The sequence below is a fragment of the Corynebacterium jeikeium genome, from assembly GCF_000738175.1.
Lineage (GTDB): Bacteria > Actinomycetota > Actinomycetes > Mycobacteriales > Mycobacteriaceae > Corynebacterium > Corynebacterium jeikeium_C.
Genome location: NZ_JFCH01000027.1, coordinates 26,800 through 41,171 on the forward strand (window position 1 = coordinate 26,800; position 14,372 = coordinate 41,171).

The window sequence follows — 14,372 nt, forward strand, 5'->3', positions numbered from 1 at the left end:
ACACCATGAACTCGAAGGTTTTCCACCCCAGCCGCGAACACATCCTCGGCGGGTTCGTCATGTTCCTGATCTGCCTGCTATTCACCGGCTATAAGGTCGCCTGGTTTTTCTGGGTTCCGCTAGTGCCACTAGTGTTTATTCTGTGGACTTTGTGGGTACGAACCACCGTGTCCGACAAAGCCATCACCACGCGCTACCTCTTCCGCGCAGGCAAAACCATGCAGTGGGAAGACTTCCGTGCGCTCCGCTTCAACCGAGCCGGACGCGCCTACGCCGTAGACAACCAGGAAAACAGCATCTGGCTGCCAGGCGTGACCTTTAACTCCCTGATCGACCTGCACAAGGTCAGCGGCGGGCGTATCCCCGACCCCGTCAGCCCAGCCCGCGCAGCCACGGACGACAAGGTGCAAGTCGTCAATAAGGAGGGCTACGCCGTACTCATGGACAAGGACGAGTACAAGGAATACGAAAAGCAGCGCCGCCGCGAAGCGGGAGTCGACGCGCAAGACGCCGACGCGCAAGACGCCGCCGCGCAAGACGCCGACACGCAGGACAAGGACAACGCCGGCAGCTAAACGCCGAGAAAAGAACAACAAGAAGAGAGCCGTGAACAGTATGAACGCCATCCCATTGAGATCCGCCGTCACTACCCAAGGCCGCAACGCAGCCGGCGCCCGCGCCCTGTGGCGTGCGACAGGCATGACGGACCAGGACTTTGAGAAGCCCATCATCGCCATCGCGAACTCATACACGCAGTTTGTACCGGGCCACGTGCACCTGAAGGACGTGGGAGACATCGTCGCTGACGCCATCCGCGAAGCCGGCGGCGTTCCCCGCGAGTTCAACACCATCGCCGTCGACGACGGCATCGCTATGGGACACGCGGGCATGCTCTACTCGCTGCCCAGTCGCGAGGTCATTTCTGACGCCGTCGAGTACATGGTCAACGGCCACGCCGCCGATGCGCTGGTGTGCATCTCCAACTGCGACAAGATCACGCCCGGCATGCTGAACGCCGCCATGCGTCTGAACATCCCGGTGGTGTTCGTCTCCGGCGGGCCGATGGAAGCTGGAAAAACGGTGGCAGTTGATGGTGTCGTGCAGGCTCCGACGGATCTCATTACCGCCATCTCCGCCTCCGCGTCCGACAAAGTCGACGCACAGGCGCTGCTGGAAGTTGAGTCCGCCGCCTGCCCGACGTGCGGCTCCTGCTCCGGCATGTTCACCGCCAACTCGATGAACTGTCTGACCGAGGCGCTTGGCCTGTCCCTGCCGGGCAATGGTTCTACCTTGGCGACTCACGCCAAGCGGCGCGACCTGTTCACCAAGGCCGGCACCACCATCGTTGAGCTGTGTCGCCGCTACTACGGCGAGGGAGACGCCTCCGTCCTGCCGCGCAACATCGCCACCCGCGAGGCCTTCGAAAACGCCATGGCGCTGGACATGGCCATGGGCGGATCCTCCAACACCGTGCTGCACATCCTCGCAGCCGCCCAGGAGGGTGAGGTCGACTTCGACCTGCACTCCATCGACCAACTGTCCCGCGAAGTGCCGTGCCTGTCGAAGGTGTCCCCGAACTCCGACTACCACATGGAAGACGTCCACCGCGGAGGCGGCATCCCCGCCATCCTCGGCGAGCTCTACCGCGCCGGCAAGCTGAACGAAGGCGTGCACTCCGTTCACTCCGCCACGCTGAAGGAATGGCTACTGTCCTGGGACATCCGCTCCGGGGCTGCAACTGAGGAAGCCATCGAGTTGTTCCACGCCGCTCCCGGCGGAGTCCGCACGACCAAGCCATTCAGCACTGAGAACCGTTGGTCCAGCTTGGACACCGACGCAGAGGGTGGCGTCATTCGCGATGTAGAGCATGCGTACACCGCCGATGGCGGTCTGGTTGTCCTCCGCGGCAACCTGGCCGAAGACGGCGCCGTGATCAAGGCCGCGGGTGTTGATCCATCGATCTGGCACTTCGAAGGCAAGGCACTGGTCGTCGAATCCCAAGAAGAAGCCGTGCGCGTGATCCTGGACAAGAAGGTCAAGCCGGGCCACGTCGTGGTCGTACGCTACGAAGGCCCCGCCGGCGGGCCGGGAATGCAGGAAATGCTGCACCCGACCGCTTTCCTCAAGGGCGCGGGGCTCGGCAAGGAGTGCGCGCTGATCACCGACGGTCGTTTCTCCGGCGGCACATCCGGACTATCCGTCGGCCACATCTCCCCCGAGGCTGCGCACGGCGGCCTGATCGGCCTGGTCCGCGACGGGGATCCGATCACCATCGACGTGCACGAGCGCCGATTGGAGCTGAACATTTCCGACGAGGAGATCGAGCGCCGCCGCGCCGAGATGGAAGCTTCCGACAAGCCGTGGACTCCCACCACTCGCCAGCGCAAGGTCACCAAGGCGCTGCGCGCTTATGCCGCGATGGCAACCTCCGCTGACCGCGGAGCCGTCCGCGAGGTGAAGTAGCCACCGCGCCGCCCGGCTGCCGACGCGCGCGGGGTCGTAGGCGTACGGTCGCACGTCCCAGCGGGCGCAGGCGGTGCTGACGGCTGACCGGCGGCGCTCCTGCCCCGCAAAGCCAGCATCCCCGGGGTCGCGGCCTCCCGCGCGGCCGTAGGCTGGAGGGCATGCATGATTCACATCTCCAGCCCGATGCAGAACGCGCAGACTCCATCGCAGCCGAGGCTGACAGCGCCCGCCGGAGCCATAGTGGCGGCTCCACTGTCAGCAGCTACCACGCCGGCGGTGTCGGCAGCGCTCGCGGTAGCGGCGCCTGTGACTGCGCTGGCGACGATGGAATGATCCGCGTCCGCGACGCCCACCTGCGCAACCTCAAACACCAGGACGTCTCGCTGCCGCGCAACGCCCTGGTGGCGGTGACGGGCGTATCCGGGTCGGGGAAATCTTCGCTGGCGTTTGGCACGCTGCACGGGGAGGCTCAGCGGCGGTATCTGGAATCGGTCGCACCGTTTGCGCGCCGACTAATCGGCGGGGCCGTCGACCCGCGGGTGGGATCCGTGGAGGGGCTGCCGCCGACTGTCGCGCTGCAACAGGGAGCGCAGGCGGGCGGGGCGCGCTCGACGGTGGGTACTGCATCGAACCTGTCGAACACGATCCGCCTGCTGTATTCCCGCTGCGGCGATTACCCGGCGGAAGTGCGCGAACGCCACGGCGGGCGTCTGGACTCGGACAGCTTCTCCCCTAATACGACGGCAGGCATGTGCCCGGAGTGTCAGGGCACGGGCGTGGTGCATGAGCCGACGGAGGAGTCCATGGTTCCGGACCCGTCGCTTTCCATCGAAGAGGGTGCTATTGCCGCTTGGCCCGGCGCGTGGTTGGGGAAGAACTTCCACGATATTGTCGCGGAGCTCGGCTTCCCTATGGACATTCCGTGGCGAGATATCCCGCGGGCCGACCGGGATTGGATCCTTTTCACGGACGAGCGGCCGGTGGTGACGATCCACCCTCACCGGGGTGCGGACCAGATTCAGCGGACGTATGAGGGCACTTGGCGTTCGGTGGCCTCTTATCTGCGGAAGACGTTGGCGGAGACGGGTTCCGATTCCGCACGACGCCGCGTCCTGTCGTTTATGAAGTCTTCCCGCTGTGGGGTGTGCGACGGTCGTCGCCTTATTGTCGACGCCCTTTCCGTGGAATACCTCGACCTTCCCATCGATGCCCTTGGAGCGCTTCCTTTGGAGGAGGTTCTCTCTCGCTTCGCGGAGCGCCGTGCCTCTGTGTCCGCAGACACTGCCCGCGGACAGGACGGAATCCGCGCTACGCCAGCGCAGCGAGAGGCCGAGAGACGAGAGGCAACCGAAACCTCAGTAACTTCAGACACTGAGGCCGCAGAGGATGCTGCGGAGTCGCCAGCCGGCGAAGGTTCCAGCGCGGCCGCACCCGCGGGTGAGGATTCCAGCGCGGCCGCACCCGCAGGTGGGGATTCCAGCGCGGCCGCACCCGCGGGTGAGGATTCCAGCGCGGCCGCACCCGCGGGTGAGGATTCCGCCAGCGCGGAGGCGGAGCGGATTCTGCTGGACCAGGCGATCCCTACGCTGGAGTCTGTGGTGGATCTCGGCTTGGGACATCTGAGCCTGGATCGTGCCACTTCCACCCTGTCGGCGGGTGAGCTGCAGCGGCTGCGGTTGGCGTCTCAGCTGCGGTCGGGACTTTTCGGAGTCGCATATGTTTTGGACGAGCCGTCCGCGGGGCTGCACCCCGAGGAGCGCCGCGCAGTGATGCGGCTGATCCGAGGTTTCCTGGACGCGGGCAATAGTGTCCTGCTGGTGGAGCACGACATGCACCTGGTTGCGGAGGCCGACTGGATCGTCGACGTCGGCCCCGGCGCAGGCGAGCTCGGCGGAGAAATCCTCTACTCCGGCCCGGCCAAGCCTCAAACGCCGCACGCATCTCAAACGCCGCACGCATCTCAAACGCCGGACACATCCCAAAACTCAGCGACTACTGCCGCTGCGGTCGGGGATCCCGGCCAGGGCACATTCCAGTTCCCGTCCGAAAGCGCGGGCCCGGCCGGTAATTCCAACGCGGCCGCAGACGCCAGCGCCGCCACAAACGCCAGCGCCGTCGCAAATGCGGGTCCGGGCGCCAACCAGAGTGCCAACGGCGCTGGCGCCGCTGAAGCCGACCGTGCTAACACTTGCCCTGACACTGGCGGCGCCGACAGGGCTGCCCTGGCGGGAATTGACTGCCCCACCGGCCGAGCCCTCGCCGCCGGGCCGCTGAAACTGACCGCCGACGCCGACGCGCGCACCCCCTCCGGCACACTCAGCCTCACGGACATCAACGAGCGCACCCTGAAAAGCCTCGACGTGGAATTCGGCCTCGGCACATTCACCGCGATCACGGGCGTCTCGGGCTCCGGCAAGTCCACGCTTCTGTACACGCTGGCCAACTCACTGCGCGAACGGGTTAAGACATCGGTCGACGACGGAGACGTGGCGTCAAAAAGTAAGGGCCCCGCAGAAAAAACAGGCTCCGCAAGAGCAACAACGGCCCAACTCAACGCTGACCTCAACTCAGACATTGCCATCAACCGGTTGGTGCAAATCTCACAGAAGCCCATCGGCCGGACACCCAGATCCTGCCTCGCAACCTACACCGGACTCTTCGACCGCGTACGGAAACTCTTCGCACAGACCGACGAAGCGAAACGGCGTGGCTGGACCGTCTCCCGGTTCTCGTACAACGTCACCCAAGGACGCTGCCCCACCTGCAGTGGAGAAGGGCAAATTGAAGTCGAGCTAGTGTTCCTGCCCGGCAGCTACACTCCCTGTCCCGACTGTCACGGCGCACGCTACAACTCTGAAACGCTGGAAGTCACCTGGAACGGGCGGACGATCGCGGACGTGCTGGAGCTCACCGTCGCTGAAGCGCGGGAGGTCTTCGCCGATGAAGAGGCAATCGCCCGGGCGCTGCGGGCTCTGTCGGCTGTCGGGTTGGATTACCTCCGGCTCGGGCAGCCGGCCACGGAGCTGTCCGGCGGCGAGGCCCAGCGAATCAAGTTGGCCACGGAGCTGCAGCGGGCTCAGCGGGGGCATACCGTGTACCTCATGGATGAGCCGACCACCGGCCTACACCCCGCGGACGTGGATTTGCTGGTGACGGAACTCCAGCGGTTGGTCGACAACGGGAACACCGTGGTGGTTGTGGAGCATGACATGCGAGTTGCGGCTCAAGCGGACCGAGTGCTGGAAATGGGGCCGGGGGCCGGCGCGCGGGGCGGCCGGGTTGTCGCAGACGGAAGCCCCGCTGCAGTGGCTCAAACGGACACCGCGACGGGGCGTGTACTAGCGGAAAGGAGCTAGTTAGTTGAACGGGTTGCCTCCGCCGACGCCGAGCCACAGCCCGGCGGTGGCCGCCGCTGCGACTACGAAGAAAATCCATGCAGACGCCAACGGTCGGGTTGCCCATCCCCTACTGCGGTCGAGGCTGATCCGGCCGGGGCCGAGGAAGATGAGGCTTATTGACGCCACCGTCAGCGCCGCCCACAGTTGGACGTGAGGGTTCAGGCCGTATGGCCATAGGGTTCCCTGGAAGCTGTCAAGGTTGTGGAACGCCATAAATCCGCCGACGATAGTGGCGAGTGCCGCACCGAATGGTGTGACGAGGCCGAGGAGCAGTAGCCCGCCGGCGACAACCTCCGCGACGGGGATGCCGATGGCGAGGATGTCGGTGAAGTTGTAGTTCTCCAGCTGGCTCTGGAATATGTCGACGCCCGGGTCTCCGCCGAAGGCGAACAGCGTCTGCAGGCCGCGTACCAAGAGGTACGCGCCCAGCACCGCGCGCAGGATGAACAGTCCGAAGCTGGTGGTACCGCGCTTAACTTCCGCGACTGCGCCCGTGCCCGCGCCAGTCACACCAGCATCAGCAGCCCCAGCGGCCGCGCCGGCAACACTTGCGCCCGCCGTGCTGCGGTCAGTGTCCGCGTCAGTCACACCAGCATCAGCAGCCCCAGCGGCCGCGCCTGCGCCGCCAGTCCCAGTTGCCGTGTCAGCGTCAGTCACACCAGCATCCGCGCCGGCAACACTTGCGCCCGCCGTGCTGCGGTCAGTGTCCGCGCCAGCAGTTGTGCCCGCGCCGACCACTCCAGCCCCAGCGCCAGCGGCCGCGCCTGCGCCGCCAGTCCCAGCGGCTGTGTCAGCGTCAGTCACACCAGCATCAGCAGCCCCAGCATCCGCGCCGGCGATACCCGCGCCCGCCGCGCTGCGGTCAGTGTCCGCGCCATTCTTCGCCTGTCGGATGAAGGCCTGATCGTTGGTTGAAGCGGTGGCCTGCTCCGCCGGGTTGGCGTCATCAACCTTGCCCCAACGGTCGGACGCGCCGCTGGCCGCGCTCGCATCAGCGCGAGTGCCCGCAGCAGACTGGGAGGAATCCAGCTTCGACAGATCCACTTCCGGCTCCGGCGGGCGGCTTTCAATACGCTGCGGACGCGCCCGGCCAAGCACTGCATAAATGTCCCGCTTGGCTGGCTTTTCCTCTACAGAGGCCTCAGCCTCTGGGGCCTCTGCCCCTGGAATTTCAGCCGAAGCATCGGCCGACGCGTCCGACTCGGCCGGCACTGGCTTCCTCGCCGACTTCGCCTCTCCCTCGGAAACCTTCCCCCGCTCTGGAGCTTCGGGCTTGGCATCCTCTGCTGCTGACGATTCCACGGTTTCCCCGCCGACAGGTTCCTCGCCGGGCTTGTCGATTTTGGTCGCCTTGGCGGGCGGTGTGACGTCAGCGGGCTTCTGCGCGTCCCGACGGTAGACGGGCACGTCGATATCGTTGTTCAGGTCATCCGCTAGATCATCCGCGGAGTTGCCGAACAAAGCGTCGTCTGGACTGTTGGGCTTCGCGTTGTTATTCACGCACCCCAGACTATTCTGACCAGCGCGATTTCCGCGGGAGGTCGCTCGGCATGTCTTGGATGCCATACTCCATCGGCTGTGTTCGCACTGACCAGCTGCTGTTCTGGCGATTCCGGCCGGTCCGATAGTTCCGGCGAGCCCGGCGGGTCCGACAGTGTCAGTCGCAGCTAGCTGAGCTTCTTAGCGATCAGCTGGTTCACCTGTGCGGGGTCTGCCTTGCCCTTGGTGGCCTTCATAACGGCACCGACAATCGCGCCGGTGACCTTCTTATTGCCCGCGCGGTACTTTTCGACGATGTCCGGGTTTGCGGCCAGGGCTTCGTCGACTGCCGCTTCGATGGCGCCGTCATCGCGCACGACTTCCAGGCCGCGCGCTGCGACGACCTCGTCGACGTCGCCTTCGCCTGCCAGTACTCCGTCGACTGCTTGCCGTGCAAGCTTGGTGGTGAGCTTGCCTTCGTTTACTAGTGACGCCACCCGCGCCACCTGAGCCGGCGTGATGTCTAGACCGGTAAGCTCCACGCCTTGTTCGTTTGCCTTACCCGCGAGGTAGGAAACCCACCAGGAGCGAGCTTCGTCGGGCTTGGCGCCTGCTTCGACGGTGTCGACCACTAGATCCAGGGCACCGGCGTTGACGAGGTCGCGCATTTCCTCGTCCTTCAGACCCCATTCCTCCTGGATGCGGGCACGGCGGATCCACGGCATTTCCGGCAGGGTGGCGCGGATTTCTTCGACCCACTCGGCGGGGGCCAGTACGGGCGGCAGATCCGGGTCGTTGAAGTAGCGGTAGTCCGCCATGGTTTCCTTCGGGCGTCCCTTGGAAGTGGTGCCGTCAGTTTCCTGGTAGTGGCGGGTTTCCTGAACGATCTCCACGTCGTTGACAAGGCAGGCTGCTTGGCGCTGCATTTCAAAGCGTACGGCCTGTTCGACGGACTTCAGCGAGTTGATGTTCTTCGTTTCGGTGCGCGTGCCGTATTCGGTGGTGCCGACGGGGCGCAGGGACAGGTTGGAGTCTACGCGCATGGAGCCTTGGTCCATGCGTGCGTCGGATACGCCGAGTGCCTTGACGAGGTCGCGCAGTGCGGAGACGTATGCCTTCGCAACTTCTGGTGCGCGTTCGCCGGCACCTTCGATCGGCTTGGTCACAATTTCAATCAGCGGCACGCCTGCGCGGTTGCAGTCCACCAGGGAGGCGGTGGCGCCGTGGATGCGGCCGTCTGCGCCGCCGAGGTGGGTCAGCTTGCCGGTGTCTTCTTCCATGTGGGCGCGTTCAATCTCCACGCGCCATTCGGTACCGTCTTCCAGTACGACGTCGAGGTATCCGTCGTAAGCGATGGGCTCGTCGTACTGGGAAATCTGGTAGTTCTTCGGCTGGTCTGGGTAGAAGTAGTTCTTGCGTGCGAAGCGGGACTTCGGAGCAATATCGCAGTTCAGCGCCAGGCCGATCTTAATGGCCCATTCCACGCCGAGTTTGTTTACGACGGGCAGCGCGCCCGGTAGGCCGAGGCTGCATGGGTCGACGTTGCTGTTTGGTGCGTCGCCGAATTCCGCGGAGGACGTGGAGAACATTTTCGTCTTCGTGGCGAGTTCGACGTGAACTTCCATGCCCATTACCGGGTCGAAGCGCTCCAGCACTTCGTCGAAGTCCATCACATCATCGGAGTAATCGTAGACAGGCGCAGTCATGCCAGCCATCTTAATACGTCCCCGTGGCTGTGTGGCGTTAGGGTCGCTGGGCGCCCGCGGCCGCGCCTCCGCGCACCTCCCACGCATTTCAGCGCGCCAATGGCCACCTACGCACCTTTTCGGGCACCCCGGCACCTCCCAACGCGTCAGCACCGCCGCTGCGTCAACGCAGCCGCGCCTCCGCACACCTCCCTCGCATTTCAGCACCCCTAGTCCTTCCATCCACGATGTGCGCCTGGTCCCCGCTCCCCGCGTCCCGGCGGTTCCAGCGGTTCCCCGCGTCCCGGCGGTTCCAGCGGTTCCCCGAGTTCCGGCGGTTCCCCGCGTCCCGGCGGGCTCGGCGGCAGCCAGGTGACGCGCCCGTGCTCGCGCACCATCCGCCCGCGGCCGCGTTGCCCGTTCACGCCGTTGTGGTACGGGCACAGGAGTGTCATATTTTCAGGGTTCGTTTCTCCGCCTTTCGCAAATTCCTGCAGGTGGTGAACTTGGCATTCACTCGCCGGACGCCCACAGCCCGGCCAGGCGCATCGCGTCGTTTCGGCTTCCAGCATTCGGCGCTGTTTTGATGACGCCAACCGCTTCACCCTGTACAAATTCACCGGCCCTTGCTCCGGAGCTATCAGGGTGACGCAATCCCCATCTTTCAGTACCTCGCCGGCCACGTAAGCCGCAACCTCCGCGCCGGCCGAGCCCGCTGAGGTGCTGCCTGCCACACCGGCTGAACTCGCCGTAAGCGCCGTCTCCGCCGCTCTGGCCGCCTCCGCCGAGGTGCTGCCTGCCACCCCGGCTGAACTCGCCGTAAACGCCGTCTCCGCCGCTCTGGCCGCCTCCGCCGAGGTGCTGCCTGCCACGGCTGCGTCGGCGATTGAAGTGTCGGCAATTGGCATGGATAGCTGGCTGGGAAACACAGCGTCTTCTAAACGACGGGCGACGTATTCCGCCCCGGTGAGGACGGCCCCGTTGGTGGCACGCAACTCGATCTCATCCCCTTGTCCACTGAGTACCTGAATGTAGTCATCCAGGCTGACCACAACGTTGGTGGTCAGCGTGCTGCGTTGAATGGTGCGATTCTCCGTGAGCCATGCCAGTGGGTCCAGACGTGCAGACTCCCAGATCTCCGACATGCGGTGCGACGGCCCCGTGAACTGGATGGTGGTCTTCGTGCCGTGCATGATCCGGCGTCCTCCGTCGTCGGGAACCCGAGGCCCCTGCATTTCCCGCCGCAGCTGCGTCGCCCGGCGCGAAATCGCTGCATAGTCTCCAGCGGTATTGCATAGCGCTTCGGTGAACACATAACGCTGTTTGATCCCCAGCGTCCGTGCTCGTTCGGCGATCAGTATCAGCACATCCAGACCGTGTCCGTTGCGCTGGGCGGCTTCCAGCGCCCGCTTTTTATAACGCGAGTACGCCGCCCCGGAGAAGTGTTCCGCGGCCCGCGCCACGCTCCGCGCATACTCGCGTTCCAGCGGCAGCTGCTCGGCGGGCGTGCCAATGGCTTCTGTCAGCAGCTCCACGCCGTGGCTCTGCGCGTCCGCCACTTGGCGCTTGAGCTCCGCGAGCTGCTGCAACTTTTCCATGCCCCGAACGCTAAACCATGCGCAAAATCTTTGCCCCGCACCGCGCGACCACCTGTGGATAACTCGCCCCCTTTGCCAGCGTTTTCCACAGGCTTTTCAATTCCCCCTTGACAATCCTCCGCCAGGCGTGCTGTACGAAGCGCGCATCCCCAGCATGCGACGCTTGCCACTAAACGCACGATTGCCCGGCTCTGCCCAGCACCGCCCGGCGTTGGCTAAACGCCGGACATACAGCGCGCCCTGCCTGTGGCGCCTGGCTCTGTCGACATTGCGCCGCGCCAGGCTGCTCGCGCGCCTCCGCCGCCCTGCACCCCTTCGGCGTCCGCGGCGTCTGTGATGTCCGCGGCGTCCGCTAGCCGAACAGCGAGCGCGCCGTTTCGTAGCGCCTCTCAGGAACTTCCTTCAGCGTGCCGACTGCCTCTTCAAAGTCGATCAGCTCGATGCTGCCGCCCTTGAGCGCTACTACCTTGCCAAACTCCCCCCGGATGGCGGCCTTGGTGGCATTCACAGCAAACCGAGTTGCCAGCACGCGGTCAAACGCGGTGGGAGTTCCGCCGCGCTGGATGTGCCCCAGCACGGTGGAACGCACGTCGGTATCCAGGCGGTTTTCGATTTCCTTGGCAATCAGCGCGGACATGTCTTGGAACTTCTCGTGGCCGAACTGGTCCACTTCGCGTTCGGCGACGTCCAGGGTGCCTTCCTTCGGCAGTGCGCCTTCGGCAACGACGATGATGCCGTACTTCTCCCCCAGCTGGAATCGGCGAGCCATCCGGCGGCAGACATCGTCGATGTCGAAAGGGAACTCCGGAATCAGGATTTCGTGCGCGCCGCCGGCCATGCCTGCGTGTAGTGCGATCCAGCCGACGTGGCGGCCCATGACTTCCACGATCATCACGCGGTCGTGTGATTCGGCGGTGGTGTGCAGGCGGTCGATGGCGTCGGTGGCGACGGCAACGGCGGTATCAAAGCCGAAGGTGTAGTCGGTTCCATTGACGTCATTGTCAATGGTCTTCGGCACGCCGATGACTGGCACGCCGTTGTCGTGCAGGAAGCGCGCGCCTTTCAGGGTGCCTTCGCCGCCGATGGGGATCAGTGCGTCGATGCCTGCGTCTGCGAGGTTGGCTTTAACACGGTCGATGCCGGCCATGAAGTCGTCGGGGTGCAGGCGTCCGGTGCCGAGGATGGTGCCTCCGCGGCGCAGGATTCGGTCGATGAAGTCGTCGTCGTACAGTTGCACGCGGCGGTCTTCCAGCAGTCCTTGCCAGCCGTCTTCGAATCCGACGACGGTATGGCCTTCCCCGGCCGCTGTCCGCACGATGCCTCGGATGACGGCGTTCAATCCTGGGCAGTCTCCACCACTGGTCAAGGTCGCAATACGCATGTTTTAAAGTCTAGCGATACCCCGCCGGATCTGCCGGGCGGGATGTTTTCGCGACGGTTTCGGGGGTTTAGCTGGCCTCTACTGGTTTTCCGGTCTTTATTGTCTTTATTATTGACGCCTACTCGTCTCCGCGACTGCCCTCTGGCCGAGCCATGCCGGAGGCCACTGCGCCGAGGATCAGCATGATCACCGCGGGCAGCAGGGAGTCACCGAAGGCCTGAGGACCGACGGCACTGACGCGCGCTTGCACGACGGCGGCGATAACGGCGGCTCCTGTGACGGCGCCGAGTTGGCGGGTGGCGTTGTACATTCCAGAGCCGGCGCCAGCGAACTGGGGCGGCAGGTCGCGCAGGGTGGTGGTGGAGTTCGGAGCCCAGACGAAGGAGTTTCCGAATCCAAGGATCACGAAAGCCCCGATCATCATCCATAGTGGGCGTTCGGGGCGCATGGAGAACACCAACGCGGCCACGCCGGTGGCCATTAGGCAGAATCCGAGGACGGCGAAGCGCCTGGGCTCGTAGCGGTCGACCAGTCGGCCGACGAACGGCGCCATAACTCCAGCGATGATGGCCATGGGCGTCACCACAAAGGAGGCTTTCATCGGACTGAAGAGGTGGACTTCCTGCAGGTACATCATCACTGGCACCATCATGCCGGCGACGGTGAAGCCCATGGTGAAGATGGATGCGTTGCCGAATGCGAAGTGGCGGCGTGCGAACAGTGCGATCGGAACGAGCGCGCTGCCTGCGGACAGGCGGGATTGCAGCCAGACGAAGGCCACCAGCAGCGCCACGCCTCCGAGCAGCAGTACCCAGATCCACGGCGCCCAGCCGGCGGGGTCGCCTTCTTGGATGCCGTAGATCACCATCGTCATCGCCACCATGGAAAGCAGGATCGACGGCACGTTGATGCGTTCGTCGGTCGGCTGGAACCGCGGCACCCAGCGGGCGACCATCACCACGGACAGCACGCCGATGGGTACGTTGATGAAGAACACCCACTGCCAGGTTGCGTATTGGGTGATGAGGCCTCCGAGCAGCGGCCCGGCGAGAGTGGAGATTCCCGCCGTGGCACCCCAGATGCCCAGTGCGGCCCCGCGCTTGTCGCGCGGGAAGATGCGGTTGATCACGCTCATGGTCTGGGGCGTCAATAAAGATCCGCCAATACCTTGCACGGCGCGGGCGGCGATCAGCGTTTCGATGCTGCCGGCCAGTCCGCAGGCAAGTGAGGAGAGCGTGAAGATCGTCATGCCCGCGATGTAGAGGTTCTTCGGGCCGAAGCGGTCGCCGAGCCGGCCGGTGACCATCAGAGGCACCGCGAACGCCAGCAGGTAAGCGCTGGTGACCCACAGCACCTGGCCGTAGTCGGCGTGCAGGTCGGCTTGGAATGCTGGCGTGGCGACGGCGACGATCGTTTGATCCAGCAGGATCATGAAGAAGCCGATGCACAGCGCCACGAGGGCACGCCATGCTTGCGGCAGTGGAAGTGGCAACGCGGGGTAATTCACTTAAAGGGAGTCTACTGCTGCCCGGATTGCGGGCAAACTGGCCTTAAACTCCGGCATCAGTGGCAGTTCTTCCAGCTGGTCGATGGGCTGCCATAACAGCTCCAGTGATTCGGCTGTCGGGTGCAGTTCCAGGTGTTCGGAGCAGGTGGCCAGGACGGTGGTGTACGTCCACTCGTTGATTTCCGGGTTTTCGTATTGCCACCAGTATGTGCCGCCGAGTCCGAAGATTCCGTGGGCGTTCAGCGAGGTGTCGAGGCTGGGGTGTCGGACGGGGAAGTCCTGCAGGGCCTTGCGGGGGTCTCCGTTGCGTTCGATGATCTTTTCGATGTCGGCGAAGAGGTGCCACTCGTCGTCGCGGACGGGCAGGCGGCAGTACGCAACCTTGACGGGAACGGTGGAGGTGACGATTTCTCGGTGTACTTTTACCGATGACGCCCCCACGCCTGTCTCTTCCCACGTTTCGCGGAGGGCGCCGTCGGTGGGTGTTTCGCCGACGTCGATGGCGCCGCCGGGCAGAGCCCAGGTGCCGCCGCGGTTGGTCCACTTGGCGCGGTGCTGCATCAGCACGTGGCGGTCGTCGGTGACGAGGAACAGCCCCGCCGCGCCGAGGACTCCCCAACGTCGGGATCCGTCGGGGTCTTCGACGAAGCCGTCGCCTGTGTAAAGTTCGGGAATTTTACCCATGTCCCCCACCATACGCTGCTCCGCGACGCTCGCCGCGGGGCGCCCGGGCCTGACCATTCCAGCGCCCCGGCCACGGCCACGCTCGCCGCGGTCTCCGTCGCCGGCAGCTTTGCCCGGTCGGTTTGCGCCCGGCCGGTTAGGCGCTGCCAGACCGTCCGCCCTGCCCGCCGAATC

At 64.9% G+C, this 14,372-nt stretch carries 9 protein-coding genes; 3 read left to right on the plus strand and 6 right to left on the minus strand.

The genetic code is table 11. The features are described 5' to 3' along the window. Window positions 1-5 precede the first annotated feature (5 nt). The 3 genes from JQ46_RS03650 (at window position 6) to JQ46_RS11435 (ending at window position 5,822) form a co-directional block, all read left to right on the plus strand. Window positions 6-575 carry a PH domain-containing protein gene (locus JQ46_RS03650; RefSeq protein WP_237744707.1) on the plus strand — a complete coding sequence of 190 codons (570 nt, stop codon included), beginning with the start codon at window positions 6-8 and terminating at the stop codon, window positions 573-575. Between the two features lie 40 nt (window positions 576-615). Then, a complete protein-coding gene (gene ilvD / locus JQ46_RS03655) occupies window positions 616-2,463 on the plus strand; it encodes a dihydroxy-acid dehydratase (RefSeq protein WP_034985535.1) in 1,848 nt (615 codons plus the stop codon). A gap of 332 nt (window positions 2,464-2,795) precedes the next feature. Continuing rightward, window positions 2,796-5,822, plus strand: coding sequence for an excinuclease ABC subunit UvrA (locus JQ46_RS11435; RefSeq protein WP_034985539.1), 3,027 nt, complete (start codon window positions 2,796-2,798; stop codon window positions 5,820-5,822). Here JQ46_RS11435 and JQ46_RS03670 read toward each other — a convergent pair whose 3' ends face one another. The 6 genes from JQ46_RS03670 to JQ46_RS03695 form a co-directional block, all read right to left on the minus strand. Then, window positions 5,823-7,364: a DoxX family protein gene (locus JQ46_RS03670; protein ID WP_034985541.1), complete on the minus strand. Its 1,542-nt coding sequence runs from the start codon at window positions 7,362-7,364 to the stop codon at window positions 5,823-5,825. Window positions 7,365-7,531: 167 nt separating this feature from the next. Beyond that, window positions 7,532-9,058 (minus strand): Asp-tRNA(Asn)/Glu-tRNA(Gln) amidotransferase subunit GatB, encoded by a 1,527-nt coding sequence (gatB, locus tag JQ46_RS03675; RefSeq protein WP_034985544.1) that lies wholly within the window; start codon window positions 9,056-9,058, stop codon window positions 7,532-7,534. Between the two features lie 200 nt (window positions 9,059-9,258). Continuing rightward, window positions 9,259-10,626, minus strand: a complete 1,368-nt coding sequence (locus JQ46_RS10770; protein ID WP_051876232.1) for an HNH endonuclease signature motif containing protein — start codon at window positions 10,624-10,626, stop codon at window positions 9,259-9,261. Window positions 10,627-10,978: 352 nt separating this feature from the next. Next, window positions 10,979-12,007 (minus strand): ATP-dependent 6-phosphofructokinase, encoded by a 1,029-nt coding sequence (locus JQ46_RS03685; protein WP_034985546.1) that lies wholly within the window; start codon window positions 12,005-12,007, stop codon window positions 10,979-10,981. Between the two features lie 118 nt (window positions 12,008-12,125). Continuing rightward, window positions 12,126-13,514 carry an MFS transporter gene (locus JQ46_RS03690; protein ID WP_034985547.1) on the minus strand — a complete coding sequence of 463 codons (1,389 nt, stop codon included), beginning with the start codon at window positions 13,512-13,514 and terminating at the stop codon, window positions 12,126-12,128. After that, the gene (locus tag JQ46_RS03695) at window positions 13,515-14,198 is read right to left on the minus strand and encodes an NUDIX domain-containing protein (protein WP_237744708.1); all 684 of its coding nucleotides are present in this window, start codon (window positions 14,196-14,198) and stop codon (window positions 13,515-13,517) included. Between the last annotated feature and the right edge of the window lie 174 nt (window positions 14,199-14,372).

Excerpts from the sequence above, each read along its gene's own strand:
- JQ46_RS03650 (WP_237744707.1), top strand. The coding sequence starts at position 6 with ATGAACTCGAAGGTTTTCCACCCCAGCCGCGAACACATCCTCGGCGGG.
- JQ46_RS11435 (WP_034985539.1), top strand. The coding sequence starts at position 2,796 with ATGATCCGCGTCCGCGACGCCCACCTGCGCAACCTCAAACACCAGGAC.
- ilvD (WP_034985535.1), top strand. The coding sequence starts at position 616 with ATGAACGCCATCCCATTGAGATCCGCCGTCACTACCCAAGGCCGCAAC.
- gatB (WP_034985544.1), bottom strand. The coding sequence starts at position 9,058 with ATGGCTGGCATGACTGCGCCTGTCTACGATTACTCCGATGATGTGATG.
- JQ46_RS10770 (WP_051876232.1), bottom strand. The coding sequence starts at position 10,626 with ATGGAAAAGTTGCAGCAGCTCGCGGAGCTCAAGCGCCAAGTGGCGGAC.
- JQ46_RS03685 (WP_034985546.1), bottom strand. The coding sequence starts at position 12,007 with ATGCGTATTGCGACCTTGACCAGTGGTGGAGACTGCCCAGGATTGAAC.
- JQ46_RS03695 (WP_237744708.1), bottom strand. The coding sequence starts at position 14,198 with ATGGGTAAAATTCCCGAACTTTACACAGGCGACGGCTTCGTCGAAGAC.